At 64.8% G+C, this 13,586-nt stretch carries 10 protein-coding genes; 4 read left to right on the top strand and 6 right to left on the bottom strand.

Going from position 1 to position 13,586, the window contains the following annotated elements:
• Nucleotides 1–15: 15 nt before the first annotated feature.
• Entirely contained in the window at nt 16–678 is a 663-nt protein-coding gene (gene thiE / locus FZI91_RS06100; protein WP_155937982.1) for a thiamine phosphate synthase, read from the top strand.
• A 64-nt stretch (nt 679–742) separates the two neighbouring features.
• Here the strand turns inward: thiE and FZI91_RS06105 are convergent, their stop codons facing one another.
• Complete coding sequence (locus FZI91_RS06105) at nt 743–1,282, bottom strand: NUDIX domain-containing protein (protein ID WP_162525382.1); 540 nt, start codon at nt 1,280–1,282, stop codon at nt 743–745.
• 88 nt (nt 1,283–1,370) lie between these two features.
• Between FZI91_RS06105 and FZI91_RS06110 the strand changes: the two genes are divergently transcribed.
• The 3 genes from FZI91_RS06110 to FZI91_RS06120 are packed head-to-tail and all read left to right on the top strand — an operon-like array spanning nt 1,371 to nt 5,946.
• Nucleotides 1,371–2,699, top strand: coding sequence for a hypothetical protein (locus tag FZI91_RS06110; RefSeq protein WP_162525383.1), 1,329 nt, complete (start codon nt 1,371–1,373; stop codon nt 2,697–2,699).
• Entirely contained in the window at nt 2,699–3,667 is a 969-nt protein-coding gene (locus tag FZI91_RS06115; protein ID WP_155938526.1) for a glutamate ABC transporter substrate-binding protein, read from the top strand. The genes FZI91_RS06110 and FZI91_RS06115 overlap by 1 nt, the downstream gene beginning before the upstream one ends.
• Nucleotides 3,667–5,946, top strand: a complete 2,280-nt coding sequence (locus FZI91_RS06120) for a serine/threonine-protein kinase PknG (protein WP_155937984.1) — start codon at nt 3,667–3,669, stop codon at nt 5,944–5,946. The genes FZI91_RS06115 and FZI91_RS06120 overlap by 1 nt, the downstream gene beginning before the upstream one ends.
• A gap of 28 nt (nt 5,947–5,974) precedes the next feature.
• Here FZI91_RS06120 and FZI91_RS06125 read toward each other — a convergent pair whose 3' ends face one another.
• The 5 genes from FZI91_RS06125 to fgd are packed head-to-tail and all read right to left on the bottom strand — an operon-like array spanning nt 5,975 to nt 13,574.
• On the bottom strand, nt 5,975–7,120 hold the full coding sequence (locus tag FZI91_RS06125; RefSeq protein ID WP_155937985.1) for an acetate kinase: 1,146 nt from the start codon (nt 7,118–7,120) through the stop codon (nt 5,975–5,977).
• Nucleotides 7,117–9,195, bottom strand: coding sequence for a phosphate acetyltransferase (pta, locus tag FZI91_RS06130; protein WP_155937986.1), 2,079 nt, complete (start codon nt 9,193–9,195; stop codon nt 7,117–7,119). The genes FZI91_RS06125 and pta overlap by 4 nt, the downstream gene beginning before the upstream one ends.
• Nucleotides 9,192–12,185, bottom strand: coding sequence for a glycoside hydrolase family 38 C-terminal domain-containing protein (locus FZI91_RS06135; RefSeq protein ID WP_155937987.1), 2,994 nt, complete (start codon nt 12,183–12,185; stop codon nt 9,192–9,194). Before FZI91_RS06135 ends, pta begins: the two co-directional genes overlap by 4 nt.
• A 25-nt stretch (nt 12,186–12,210) precedes the next feature.
• Entirely contained in the window at nt 12,211–12,564 is a 354-nt protein-coding gene (locus tag FZI91_RS06140; protein ID WP_155937988.1) for a hypothetical protein, read from the bottom strand.
• On the bottom strand, nt 12,561–13,574 hold the full coding sequence (gene fgd / locus FZI91_RS06145) for a glucose-6-phosphate dehydrogenase (coenzyme-F420) (RefSeq protein ID WP_155937989.1): 1,014 nt from the start codon (nt 13,572–13,574) through the stop codon (nt 12,561–12,563). The genes FZI91_RS06140 and fgd overlap by 4 nt, the downstream gene beginning before the upstream one ends.
• Nucleotides 13,575–13,586 lie beyond the last annotated feature (12 nt).

Raw genomic sequence — 13,586 nt, forward strand, 5'->3', positions numbered from 1 at the left:
CTAGCGTCTTGCACTATGCACCCGCGCTCGGCCCGGCTTCAGGCGGCTTACCTCTATCTCTGTACCGATGCACGCCGCGAACGCGGCGACCTCGCCGAATTTGTGGACGCCGCCCTCGCGGGCGGGGTGGACATTGTGCAGCTGCGCGATAAGGGGTCGGTGGGTGAGCAGCAGTTCGGTCGGCTCGAACCCAGTGCGGAACTCGATTACCTGGCAGTTCTCGGTGAGGCAGCGGCACGGCACGGCGCGCTGTTCGCGGTCAATGACCGCGCCGACATCGCCCGCGCTGCGGGAGCCGACATTCTGCACCTCGGCCAGGATGACCTGCCGCTGGCCGTAGCCAGGGAGATCGTCGGGTCGGACGTACTGATCGGCCGCTCGACGCACGATGCGGAACAGGCACGCGAGGCAGCCGAAGACGCGGACGTCGATTACTTCTGCTGCGGACCGTGCTGGCCGACGCCCACGAAGCCGGGGCGGAGCGCGGCCGGGCTGGAGCTGGTGCGGACCGCTGCGTCCTTGGGCACGTCTAAACCTTGGTTCGCCATCGGCGGCATCGACCAGGACCGGCTGCCCGAGGTAGTCGCGGCCGGCGCCTCCCGAGTGGTGGTGGTGCGGGCGATCACCGCGGCGGCCGATCCGCGCGAGTCAGCGGCGTCTCTTCGTCGCCGAGTGTGAAGTTATTGCGGGATTTCGGCCGATTTACCGCAATAACTTCACACTCGGCGAGGTCCTAGCGCGGCTACGGGAGTTGCCAGGCGAAACGCCCGGGCTCGAGTTCGATTGTGCCCTGGCGATCCATCCCGCCTGGCAACGTCTCGACAACCCTCAGCAGTGGCCAAGCCGACTCGAATCCGGGATGCAGCCGCATCCCGTCGATCTTCTCCTCGGGCACCCATCGCAGCTCGGTGCTCTCGTGATTGGCCGCCGTCGGCAACAATTCCGCGGCATCGGCAATCACCGTCGTGTACGTCCAATGCGCTTGACCATCAATGCGTTTCGTGACCACCGAAGAGCGGATGGTCATCGCTCCCGGAGCGATTCCGGCCTCCTCGGCCGCCTCCCGAAGGGCCGCCTCCTCGGGAGACTCGTGACTATCCCGCGCGCCTCCCGGCAACGCCCAGGTACCACCCTGATGACTCCACCACGCGCGGTGTTGCAGCAGGACAGCGGGCTGACCATCGGGCAGCGGCGCGCGCAACAGCAACCCAGCCGCACCGAATCGCCCCCAGAACCGCGCACCCGTGTCAGCGACCACCCAACCGTCACCGTCGCCACGCACAGAGTCCACAGTAGAGCCACCGAAACCTAAACATGCTCTTAGACTTCTCAATAGGTCCGGGGAGAGACTGGGGAGAGGAAGGTCAGAGGTGATTGTCGGGACGACGCGGCTAGCGCACCCGTCGACCGAGCCCGTCGGCGCGGTGACGACGCTTGTCCCCGCGCACCCATGGTGGTGGTTCCTCAGGTCTACCCCCGGCAAGATCCTGCTGCTCGGCGTCGCGCTCGCCACCGCGGGAGTGCTATCCGCGGTCGCCACCTCGGCGAGCGTGCAGAACCGGCAGCTCGCCCTGAGCACCGTGCTCAACCACACCGAACCTTTGGCATATTCGGCCGGACAGCTCTACAGCACGCTGTCCGTGGCCGATGCCGCGGCAGCCACGGCGTTCATCGCTGGAACTGAACCGCAGGGAGTACGGGAACGCTATGAGCAGGCGATCACCGACGCCTCGACCGCGCTCGTCGCCGCGTCGAGCGGACTCACCGACAGGCCGATGCAGGAGCTGTTGAGCCGGATCAACGCTGAACTGTCGGTCTACACCGGATTGGTGGAGACCGCGCGCACCAACAACAGGGCGAGCAACCCCGTCGGCGCCTCGTATCTGAGCGAGGCGTCCGCGCTGATGCAGCGGACCATCCTCCCGGACGCGCAACTCCTCTACCAAGAGACGTCCAACCGCGTCGATCAGGAAGCGAGCGCATCGACGCGCGTGCCGTTCCCGGTGATTCTCATCGTGTTGGGCACCATGATCGGCGGCGTCTTTGCGCATCGCTGGTTGTCCAAGAAGACTCGACGCATGATCAATCCCGGCATGCTGGCCGGCGGGTTGGCCCTGCTGCTTATGGTGGTTTGGGTGGGTATCGCACTGGCCGTCTCCGCCTCGCTGGGCACCGACGCCCGCAATGGCGGCGCCCACTCGCTCAAAACCATCACCCAGCTGGTCATCTCGGCACAGCAGGCCCGGGCGGACGAGACCCTTGCACTCATCCGACGCGGTGACGAAAGCATCCGCAAGGAGTCGTACTACAAACGCATCGACGACATGGAACGCAATATCGGCGAGTACCTGTCGAACCCCGACGCCATCGCCCGCACAGACCTGGAGAAGGCGCAACAGCTGCTGGTCAGATGGCGGCAGGCCGATGATCGGATCAACGCCTACATTGCCGTCGGCAATTACCAGGCTGCGACCCAGGTGGCGCTGGGCAGCAGTGAAACAGATTCGACACCGGCCTTCGACAGTCTCGACGCGGCGCTGCGCTCCGCCGGACAAGACAGCCGACACCAACTTCGGACGGGAGTGCTCAACGCTGAACGTGCCTTGACGCTGTCGTCGGCCGGCGCGTTGATCCTTTCGGTGGGTGGAGCATTGTGCGTCGGAGTCGGGCTGTGGCCGCGTCTGAGCGAGTACCGATGATGAGAACAACGGCACTCAAACTCGGCGCACTGGCGATCACCGCGGTCATGCTGGCCGGATGCTCCACGCCGGAGAATTCCACCCCGCTGCCGCAACTGACGGTGCCGCGGCCCACTCCGGCGGAAATGACCGAGCAGGAACCCAGCCGCGCGCTCCTGGACAAGGTAGACACCTCATGCGGCCCCACGGCGAGCCTGCGACCCACCAATGACAAGGCCGCCAACGACGACGCCGTCGCGGCGATTCGCAAGCGGGGACGACTCATCGTCGGACTGGACATTGGAAGCAATCTGTTCAGTTTCCGCGATCCGATCACCGGCGAGCTGACCGGCTTCGACGTCGACATCGCCGGGGAGATCTCGCGCGACATCTTCGGCACCCCCGAGCGGGTGGAGTACCGGATCCTGTCCTCGGCCGATCGCGTCGCCGCGTTGAAGAACTCGACCGTCGACATTGTCGTCAAGACCATGACCATCACCTGCGCACGCCGTAAGGACGTCAACTTCTCGACGGTGTATCTGATGACGTACCAACGGATTCTGACCTCACGGGATTCAGGTATCACCAATGCGCAGGACCTCTCCGGCAGGCGGGTATGCGCCGCACGGGGCACCACCTCGTTGAACCGGCTCTCGCAGATCACGCCGCCCCCCGTGATCATCTCGGTGGTCACCTGGGCGGATTGCCTTGTGGCACTCCAGCAACGACAGGTCGACGCGGTGAGCACCGACGACTCGATTCTCGCCGGCTTGATGTCCCAGGACCCGTATCTACACATCATCGGGCCCAATATGAGCGATGAGCCCTACGGGATAGGCATCAAGCTCGACAACACCGACCTCGTCCGGTTCGTCAACCGCACCCTTGAACGCATCCGGCGCGATGGAACGTGGAATGCCTTGTACCGTAAGTGGTTAAGCGTTTTGGGCCCCGCACCCGCACCTCCGAGCGCAAGGTACCGGGACTGATGAGCGAAGATCCGGACGAGCTAGAAGAGCCGGCCGAGGACGAGGGGCCGGGCACCCGACCCGCGTCCCTGGCCGACCTGGATGTCGACTCCGCATCCACCATGCGCCCCATGTCGACCCGCGCCGTATTCCGGAGCGCCGAGGCCACCCAGCCGGCGACGCAACCCACCACCCAGCCGGAGGTCCGCGCCACCACCACTCGGGTCCGGCTCTCCCCCATCCGGCGGCTCGGCGGCGGACTGGTCGAGATCCCGCGCGTTCCGGAAATCGATCCGCTGTCTGCGTTGATGACCAATCCGGTTGTCGAGGAATCCAAACGGTTCTGCTGGAACTGCGGGAAACCGGTCGGACGCTCCGAAGACAAGCATGACGAGCACAGTGATCGCCCCGCGCAGAGTGAAGGCACCTGCCCTGCCTGCGGTTCCAGCTTCTCGTTTCTGCCACAACTGAATCCGGGTGATGTGGTCGCCGGACAGTACGCCATCAAGGGCTGCATCGCGCACGGTGGATTGGGCTGGATCTACCTTGCGGTGGACCGGAACGTCAACGACCGGCCGGTGGTACTCAAGGGCCTGGTGCATTCCGGCGACGCCGAGGCCCAGAACATTGCGATGGCCGAGCGGCGATTCCTCTCTGAGGTGGCCCATCCCTCGATCGTGAAGATCTTCAACTTCGTCGAGCACGCCGACCAGCACGGGAACCCTGTCGGCTACATCGTGATGGAGTACGTCGGCGGAACCTCACTCAAGCAGCCCAAGGGCAGCGCCCTTCCGGTCGCACAGGCCATCGCCTACATGTTGGAAATCCTGCCCGCACTGGGTTTTCTGCATTCCGTCGGGCTCACCTACAACGATCTCAAGCCCGAAAACATCATGGTCACCGAGGAGCAGCTCAAGCTCATCGACCTGGGCGCGGTGGCGTCGCTCAACGCCTACGGAAACCTTTACGGCACACCGGGTTACCAGGCGCCCGAGATCACCAAGACCGGGCCCACCGTCGCCTCGGATATCTACACGGTCGGACGGACTCTAGCGGTGCTCACCGTGCGGATGCCCACCCGCAAGGGCCGATACAAGGACGGGCTGCCGAACGACGACCCGGTGCTCACCAAATACGACTCTTTCCACCGATTCTTGCGCCGCGCCATCGATCCCGATCCGACCGCGCGGTTCGGCAGCGCCGAGGAGATGGCCACCCAGCTGGTGGGGGTGCTTCGCGAGGTAGTCGCATTGGACTCGGGCACGCCAAGGCCGGGCATGTCCACCCTGTTCAGTCCGTCACGGTCGACGTTCGGCGTTGATCTATTGGTGGCGCACACCGACGTATATGTCGACGGACTCGCCCACCCGCCCAGCCTGACAGCTCCAGATATCGTGACAGCGCTTCAGGTTCCACTCCTAGATCCCACCGACGTGGGTGCCGCGATCCTGCAGGCGACCGTGCTGAGCCAGCCCATACAGACCCTGGAATCGCTGAAGGCCGCGCGGCTGGGCCGGATCGACGCTGACGGCGTGGATCTAACCGAATCAATGGAACTTCCGCTGATGGAGGCGCGCGCTCTGCTCGATCTCGGCGATGTAGCGAAGGCCAACAGCAAGCTCGATCAGCTCGAAGACCGGGTAGGGACACCGTGGCGGCTCACCTGGTACCGCGGGATGGCGGCTCTCCTCAACGGCGACTATGACCAAGCCACAAAGCATTTCACCGCCGTGCTGGACTTCTTGCCCGGTGAGATCGCCCCGAAGATGGCACTGGCGGCGACCGCCGAACTGGCCGGCGACGAGAAGTATCTGGACCTGTACCGCACCGTCTGGTCCACCGACAACAGCGTCATCTCGGCCGGATACGGGCTGGCCCGCACCCTGGCCGCGAGAGGGGAACGGGCCGAGGCCGTGCGCATGCTCGACAATGTGCCGCCCACCTCACGGCATTTCACCACCGCGCGCCTCACCAGCGCGGTCACGCTGCTTTCCGGTCGAGAACTCTCGGAGGTTACCGAGGACGATATCCGCGAGGCCGCCCGCAGGGTCGAGGCACTACCCGAGACGGAACCCCGTGTGCTGCAGATCAGGGCACTGGTGCTCGGCACCGCGTTGGACTGGATGAAGACCAATCATTCGACGGGACACCACATCCTGGGCGTTCCGTTCACAAAACGCGGGCTGCGTCAGGGAGTTGAGCGGAGCCTGCGGGCATTAGCGCGCCGGGCTACCGAGCGCGCCCACCGTTACGCATTGATCGACCTGGCCAATGCCACCCGCCCGACTTCCTTGTTGTGAACCCCCTTTTCGCCGAGTGTGAGGGTGGTCAGAGAATCGCACCCACCGCCGCACGGGCGATGGCCAGTTCCTCATTGGTAGGCACAACCAACACCGTCACCCGCGATGAGTCGGTAGAGATACGGCGGGCCTCACCGGAGCGCACCAGGTTCCGATCCGGATCGATTTCAATCCCGAATACCTCCAGCCCTGCCATCGCATCGGCCCGCAGGACCGCGTCGTTCTCCCCAACCCCGGCGGTGAACGAAATGACGTCGGCGCCGCCCAGTGTCGCGATGTAGGCACCGATGTACTTGCGCAGCCGGTGTACGTACACGTTGTAGGCCAGCTGTGCAGCGGCGTCTCCGCCCTCGATCAGGCGGTGCACCTCACGAAAGTCGTTGGCGCCGCATAGTCCCAGCATGCCCGAGCGACGGTTGAAGAGGGTGTCGATCTCGTCGATGCTCATACCGTGGCGGGCCAGATGGAACACGATACCGGCGTCGATGTCGCCGGTACGGGTGCCCATCACCAGACCCTCGAGCGGGGTGAGCCCCATCGACGTCTCCACCGCCCGGCCGTGCAGGATCGCCGACGCCGACGCCCCGTTGCCGAGGTGCAGCACGATCTGGTTGATATCGGCGTACCCACGGCCCAGGAAGGCGGCCGCCTGCTGCGACACATACTGATGCGAGGTACCGTGGAAACCGTAGCGCCGCACACCATATCGTTCTGCGACGTCGCGGTCTAGCGCGTAGATGGCTGCCGCTGGCGGCAGGCTATGGAAGAACGCGGTATCGAACACCGCCACCTGCGGTACGTCAGGAAGCAATCGTCGGGCAACCTCGATGCCCTGCACTCCCGCCGGATTGTGCAATGGCGCCAGTGAGGACAGCTCCGCGATCTGCGCCACCACCGCGTCGTCGAGCACCGTCGGCTCATGGAACTTTTGGCCGCCGTGCACCACGCGATGGCCGACTACTTCGACGTCGTCGGTATCGATGGAGTCGAACACCAGCCTGAGCGCCTCTTCGTGGTTGCGGACGGGCTCCTCACCAATCCGCTCGACGAGCCCATGGGCATCGACTCGGCCCGATTCCGGTTCGATGAGTTGATATTTCACCGAGGACGAGCCGCAGTTGAGAACCAGTACTAGGCCTGATCCTCTTCGCGCGAGCTGCTCATCGGCGCTCATCGGGTCAGGTCCTGTGCCTGGATCGCGGTGATCGCCACGGTATTGACGATGTCCTCGACCAATGCCCCACGCGAGAGATCGTTGATGGGCTTGCGCAGCCCCTGCAGGACGGGCCCGATGGCGATGGCGCCGGCACTGCGTTGCACCGCCTTGTAGGTGTTGTTCCCGGTGTTGAGATCAGGGAAGATCAGCACCGTCGCCCGCCCCGCCACCGCGGAGTCGGGCATCTTCGTGGCAGCCACCGAGGGCTCGACCGCCGCGTCATACTGGATCGGCCCTTCGACCAGCAGCTCCGGCTGCCTGCTACGAACCAGTTCCGTGGCGATGCGCACCTTTTCGACATCTGCGCCGCTACCCGAGGATCCGGTGGAGTAGGACAGCATGGCGATCCGCGGATCGATGCCGAACTGTGCGGCGGTGCGCGCCGAAGAGATCGCGATATCGGCCAGCTGCTCGGAGGTGGGATCGGGCACGATGGCGCAATCTCCGTAGGCCAGTACCCGATCAGCCAAGCACATCAGGAAGATGCTGGACACCGTGTTGACATCCGGGTTGGTTTTGATGATCTCGAATGCCGGGCGCACGGTGTGCGCCGTGGTGTGTGCCGCACCCGAGACCATGCCGTCGACGATGCCGTTGTACACCATCATGGTGCCGAAATACGAGACGTTGCGCATGATCTCGCGGGCGCGGTCCCCCGTCATACCCTTGTGCTTGCGCAATTCGAAGTACTGGCCGGCGAACTGCTCGGCCAGCTCGCTGGTTTTCGGACTGACAACAATCGCGTTCGAGATGTCGACGCCAAGTTCGGCAGCCCGCGAACGAATCTCAGCCTCTTCACCCAGAATCGTCAGGTCGGCAACCTGTCGCTGCAACAGTCGCCCCGCTGCTTTGAGTATCCGATCGTCATCGCCCTCGGGCAACACGATGCGTTTGCGATTATCGCGTGCCCGGTCCAGCAGCTGGTACTCGAACATCTGCGGCGTGGTGACCGACGGAATCGGAATAGCCAGCTGGGCAATGAGTTCAGCACCGTCGACGTGCTTGTCCATCAGCGCCAGGGCCGTATCGATCTTGCGGGCCGAGGCGACCGTCACCCGGCCGCGGGCGTGCGCCGCGGCGCTCGCGGTCTCGAAGGTGCCGGAATCTGTCGCTATGATCGGCAGCCGCAGACCGAGCCCATCCACCAGGTCCGCGATCCGGGGGTGCAGCTTGAGCCCTCCGTTCAGAATGATCGCCGATAGGGACGGAAACCCCTCCGCCACATGGGCACTCGCTACAGCCAGCAGCACATCGGAACGGTCCGCGGGGAAGATGATTGCCTGCCCCTCGGTGAGTCGTTCCAGGACATGTTCGGCGGTCATCCCGGCGACCATAAAGCTGGTCGCCTCACGAGACAGCAGCGCTTCATCGCCGCTGACCAGAGAACCCTTGACGGCCTTCATGAGTTCCTCGACCGACGGAGAGACCAGCAGCGGCACCTCGGGCAGCACCCAGGCCGGCTTGCCGAACCGCAACAGCGCCTGGCACACCTCGTCCAATTGATCGGGGTTGCACCGGTTAGCAATGATGGCTGCCGTATGCGCACGCTGCGCCTTGAGCTCCCCCAGACAGACCTCGGCGAGGGCCGCGACCTCTTCGGGAGTTCGACCGAATCCCTTGATGGTCAACAGCACCGGCGCACCGAGGTTGACCGCGATGCGGGCGTTGGTGCTCAACTCGCTGGGGCTGGCGACATCGGTGTAGTCGCTGCCCACGATCACCACCGCATCGCAGCGTTCGGCGACCGCGTGGTACCGGTCGACGATCTCGGCGATGGCAGCGTCCGGGTCCTGGTGCACATCGTGGTACGAGACGCCGAGGCAGTCTTCGTAGGCGAGGTCGGCCGTGCTCTGTTCAAGCAGCAGCTCCAGGATGTAGTCCGCGCTCTCCCCGGCGCGCGCGATGGGGCGGAAGACGCCCACCCGCGCCACAGATGCTGCGAGGCGATGGAGCACACCCAACGCGACAGTGGACTTTCCAGTGTCGCCTTCGGGGGATGCGATGTAAATGCTCGAAGCCTTGGGCTCGGTCATGCGCGCCTTTCTACGCCGATGAATCGCAGCGTCACGATCTTGAACGGTCGCAGGGTCAGCTGAATGTCGTTGCCGTCGAAACTGACTGCCTCGGACTCTCCAATGGAACGCTCCAGCAGGTCGGTGACGACCACCCGTCGGTGATCGAAGTTCGCCACGAGCTTCGCTCCGGCCCGTCCACCATGGGATTCATAGAGCCGCACGATGACGTCTCCCGAGCCATCGAGCGCCAGCTTCACCGACTCCACTGCGATGGCCGGATTATCCACGCTGACAAGGGGTTCGACGCTATCTACCCCGCCCTCGACGATTCTCGGGTCGAGGTTGCGCCGGTAACCCTCCTCCACCGCGTCGCCGATCATCGCGCCGGGTCGCACCGAGAACCTGAGCCGATGCCGCCCCTGATCGCAATCGGGGTCGGGGAAAAGCGGGGCGCGCAACAGCGACATCCGCACCACCGTGGTGGACCCCCGTCGCCCGATATCGTGCCCATAGGTCGAGTCGTTGGCCACCGCCACGCCGTACCCCGGCTCACCCACATGCACCCATCGGTGCGCGCAGATCTCGAACTTGGCCTCGTCCCACGAGGTGTTGGCATGCGTCGGCCGGAACACGTGCCCGAACTGGATTTCCGAAGCGCTGCGATCGGCCTGCACGTCGAAGGGGAAGGCCAGCTTCAGTAGCTTCTCGGATTCGTGCCAGTCAATATCGATATCGATAGCCAGCGACGGCGATCCCTCGCGCAGGATGATCCGTTGCACAAGACGCGAATTCCCGAATGCCCGCTCGATGACCAGCACGTCGTCCTCGACGGCGATCGACTCCGCGGAGGTCAGATTGGTAACGGTGTTTCGGTAGAACCCGTCGATATCCCAGGCGTCCCATTGGTTCGGGGTATCGCGATGCAATTGCAGCAGATTGCCGGGCGCGGCCATCGCCTCCCGCCCTGTCGCGGCGTCGATGAGCGAGACCAAGAGACCGTCCGTATCGAACTCGGCGGCGAGAAGTCCATTGTCCAACCGGAATCCACCCAACACCTTGGTGGGTGTGACCGACCGCGGTTGCTCGGCGACCGCGGCGCCCAACGCGGATACCCCGTCGCGATCGTGTGGGGACGCATTAAAGACGAGTGTCCGATCACCCGTGCCCGCCAGGGCCTGAGTGGCCGCGTCGATGATCACGTCAAGCCGTTTGGCAATCGCCGCATAGTTACGTTCGGCGTCCCGGTGTACCCAGGCGATGGAGCTTCCCGGCAGGATGTCGTGGAACTGCTGCAGCAGCACCAGTTTCCAGATCTCGTCCAGCTCGGCGTGCGGGTACTCAAAACCGGCGCGCACCGCGGCCGTCGCCGCCCACAGCTCGGCTTCACGCAGCAGATGCTCGCTGCGGCGGTTGCCCTGCTTGGTGTTCGCCTGCGACGTGTAGGTGCCGCGGTGCAGCTCCAGGTAGAGCTCGCCGGACCAGCGGGGCGGGTTGGCATATTCGGCCTGCGCGGCCGCGAAGAAATCGGCCGGGGTGCCCAAAGACACCGTCGGCGATCCTTCCAGCGAGCGCTTTCGTGTTGCATAGGCCAGCATTTCGCGGGTGGGGCCGCCGCCGCCGTCCCCATAACCGAAGGGCACCAGCGACATGGTGCCGGCACCGGAGTCGCGATAGTTTCGCTGGGCATGTGCGAGGTCTCCGCCGCCAAGGTCGGAGTTGTAGGTGTCGACCGGCGGGAAATGTGTGAACACCCCGGTGCCGTCGATCCCTTCCCAGATGAACGTGTGGTGCGGCATCCGGTTAACGGAATTCCACGAAATCTTCTGCGTCAGAAAATACTTCGACCCCGAGGCGGCGACGATTTGCGGCATCGCGGCGGAATACCCAAACGAATCGGGTAGCCACACCTCAGGAGTGTCGATTCCGAACTCGTCGAGGAAGAACTGCTTACCGGCCACGAATTGGCGCGCCATTGCCTCGCCGCCGGGCATGTTCGTGTCGGCCTCGACCCACATGCCGCCCACCGGAATGAACTGGCCCGCAGCAACTTTCTCCTTGATGCGAACGAAGAGGGTGGGGTACTTGTCCTTGATCCAGGCGTACTGCTGCGCCGACGAACAGGCGAACCGGAAGTCGGGATTCCGGTCCATCAGGTCGACCATGTTGGAGAAGGTGCGCGCACACTTGCGGACCGTTTCACGGACCGGCCACAGCCAGGCCGAGTCGATGTGGGCGTGCCCGACGGCAGTAATCCGGTGCGCGCTGGCATACGCGGGACGCGAGAGCACCTCGGCGAGCTCGGCACGCCCGTCGGCCGCGGTACCCGCGAGATCGTCGGGATCCACCGTGTCCAGCATGCGCTCCAGGGCGCGCAGAATCTCGTGCCGGCGCGGCAGATCCTCGGGCAGCGTGTGCATCAGCCCGTCGAGGGTCGCGATGTCCTGCAGCAGCCCCCACAGGTTCAGGTCACGCAGCCCGAGGTCGACACCGCCCAGCCGATACAGCAGTTCTTCACCGCTGGTTGCCTTGTCCCCCAAGGGCATTGGCGACCAGAAGTGCTTACCGATGTCGGGGTTCGCGGCGGCTTCGATGTACAGGTCCACCGGCGCGACCGGGTCGTCGATCGGCACGAACGCGTTGCGCGGCGCGATCCCCTTCACCACGGTGCCGTCGGGCCGGTACACCAAACCCTCGGCGTTGAAGCCCGGGCCTCCGGTGAAACCGAGCTCCACCCGCAGCTCGGGTGCACCGTCAGAGCGGTGGCGCCAATGCTCCGGAACAGTTCCCGTCACATGCAGCCACATGGTCGACCAGGGCGCACCCCACGGCGTCCCCGGGGCGATCTCGCTGAAATCGTGCGTCACCGCCTCGGTGAACGGCACCGGCTCCCCTGGCACCACCCACGCGGTCACCGTCAGTGGCGCCGAATCCACGTAGACGGCACAGTTCAGCCGCTTGTCGACGAAACGCCGAATGCGGTCCTCGATAATTCGCCGGTCGTCATGCATAGCCCGACCCTATCGGCTCGCCAACTTAGCTCTGGGCGCTCTCGCCGAGACGCACCGTCACCGTCACACGTCCGTTGTCTTCGCGTTTCGCGATACCGAATCCGGGCACGTCAACCCCATTGAGCCGGAGCTGCAGGGGCCTGCCCTCGCCGAGGAAGTTGCGCCACCACGTCTTGGAGTCGGGAATTCCGACCCAGATCACGATGTCGTCTCCCGAGCGCCAGTAGTTCACCGGAGTACTGAAGATCTGTCCGGATCGCCGCCCGGTGTAGGTGACGACGGTGAAGTATCGCCCCGCCAGACTGCGTAGTCCCGGCACGTTCAGCGCCATGATCGGCACGGTGTTCACCGCGTCCACGAAACGTCGGAGAAGGCTCATGCCAGCTTACGTAGACGAGGTTCCAGATCGTTCTTGAAGAGCTCCAGGAAGCGCTTCTGGTCGTGGCCGGGCGCGTGGAAGACCAGGTGATTCAGTCCCCATCCGACGTAGTCGGCGACCTTGGCGACGGCCTCATCGGGGTCGGAGGCGACGATCCAGCGCTTGGCGACCTGCTCGATGGGCAGCTCGTCGGCGGCGCGCTCCATCTCGATGGGGTCGTGGATGCTGTGCTTCTGCTCGGGCGTCAGCGACAGAGGCGCCCAGAAACGCGTGTTCTCCAGCGCCTTCTCCGGATCCGGGTCGTAGGAGATCTTGATCTCGATCATCCGGTCGATGTCGTCGAAGGACTTCTCCGCCACCGCTGCGCCTTCCTTGACCGCGGGGATGAGCTTGTCCTTGTACAGCTCCTCGCCCTTACCGGAGGTGCAGATGAATCCGTCGCCCGCGCGGCCCGCGTACTTGGCGACGACGGCGCCGCCCGCGGCGATGTACACGGGAATGCCGCCTTCGGGCACGTCATAGATGGCGGCACCCTTGGTGCGGTAGTACTCGCCCTCGAAGTCGACGCGTTCGCCGGTCCACAGCTCGCGCATCAGGCGCACCGACTCCCGCAGCCGCGCAAAACGTTCCTTGAACTCCGGCCATTCACCGATAAAACCGGTGGCGATCTCGTTGAGCGCCTCACCGGTGCCCACACCCAGGAAGATGCGGCCCGGGTAGAGACAACCCATGGTGGCGAACGCCTGCGCGGTCACCGCGGGGTTGTAGCGGAAGGTCGGGGTGAGCACCGAGGTGCCCAACTGCAGACGCTGCGTGCGCTCACCGACGGCGGTCATCCAGGCCAGCGAGTACGGGGCATGGCCACCGTTGTATCGCCACGGCTGGAAGTGGTCGCTCACCGTGGCGCTGTCGAAACCGTGAGACTCGGTGGCGACCGCCAACTCGACGAGCTCACGTGGCGCGAACTGCTCCGCCGACGCCTTGTATCCCAGCTTCAGTTCCCGTGCCATCCGCGCGCTCCT

The organism is Mycobacteroides sp. CBMA 271, assembly GCF_009729205.1.
Lineage (GTDB): Bacteria > Actinomycetota > Actinomycetes > Mycobacteriales > Mycobacteriaceae > Mycobacterium.

Bases quoted from the DNA above. Each gene is read 5' to 3' on its own strand.
- FZI91_RS06120 (WP_155937984.1), top strand. From the start codon at position 3,667: ATGAGCGAAGATCCGGACGAGCTAGAAGAGCCGGCCGAGGACGAGGGG.
- thiE (WP_155937982.1), top strand. From the start codon at position 16: ATGCACCCGCGCTCGGCCCGGCTTCAGGCGGCTTACCTCTATCTCTGT.
- fgd (WP_155937989.1), bottom strand. From the start codon at position 13,574: ATGGCACGGGAACTGAAGCTGGGATACAAGGCGTCGGCGGAGCAGTTC.
- pta (WP_155937986.1), bottom strand. From the start codon at position 9,195: ATGACCGAGCCCAAGGCTTCGAGCATTTACATCGCATCCCCCGAAGGC.
- FZI91_RS06140 (WP_155937988.1), bottom strand. From the start codon at position 12,564: ATGAGCCTTCTCCGACGTTTCGTGGACGCGGTGAACACCGTGCCGATC.
- FZI91_RS06115 (WP_155938526.1), top strand. From the start codon at position 2,699: ATGAGAACAACGGCACTCAAACTCGGCGCACTGGCGATCACCGCGGTC.
- FZI91_RS06135 (WP_155937987.1), bottom strand. From the start codon at position 12,185: ATGCATGACGACCGGCGAATTATCGAGGACCGCATTCGGCGTTTCGTC.
- FZI91_RS06125 (WP_155937985.1), bottom strand. From the start codon at position 7,120: ATGAGCGCCGATGAGCAGCTCGCGCGAAGAGGATCAGGCCTAGTACTG.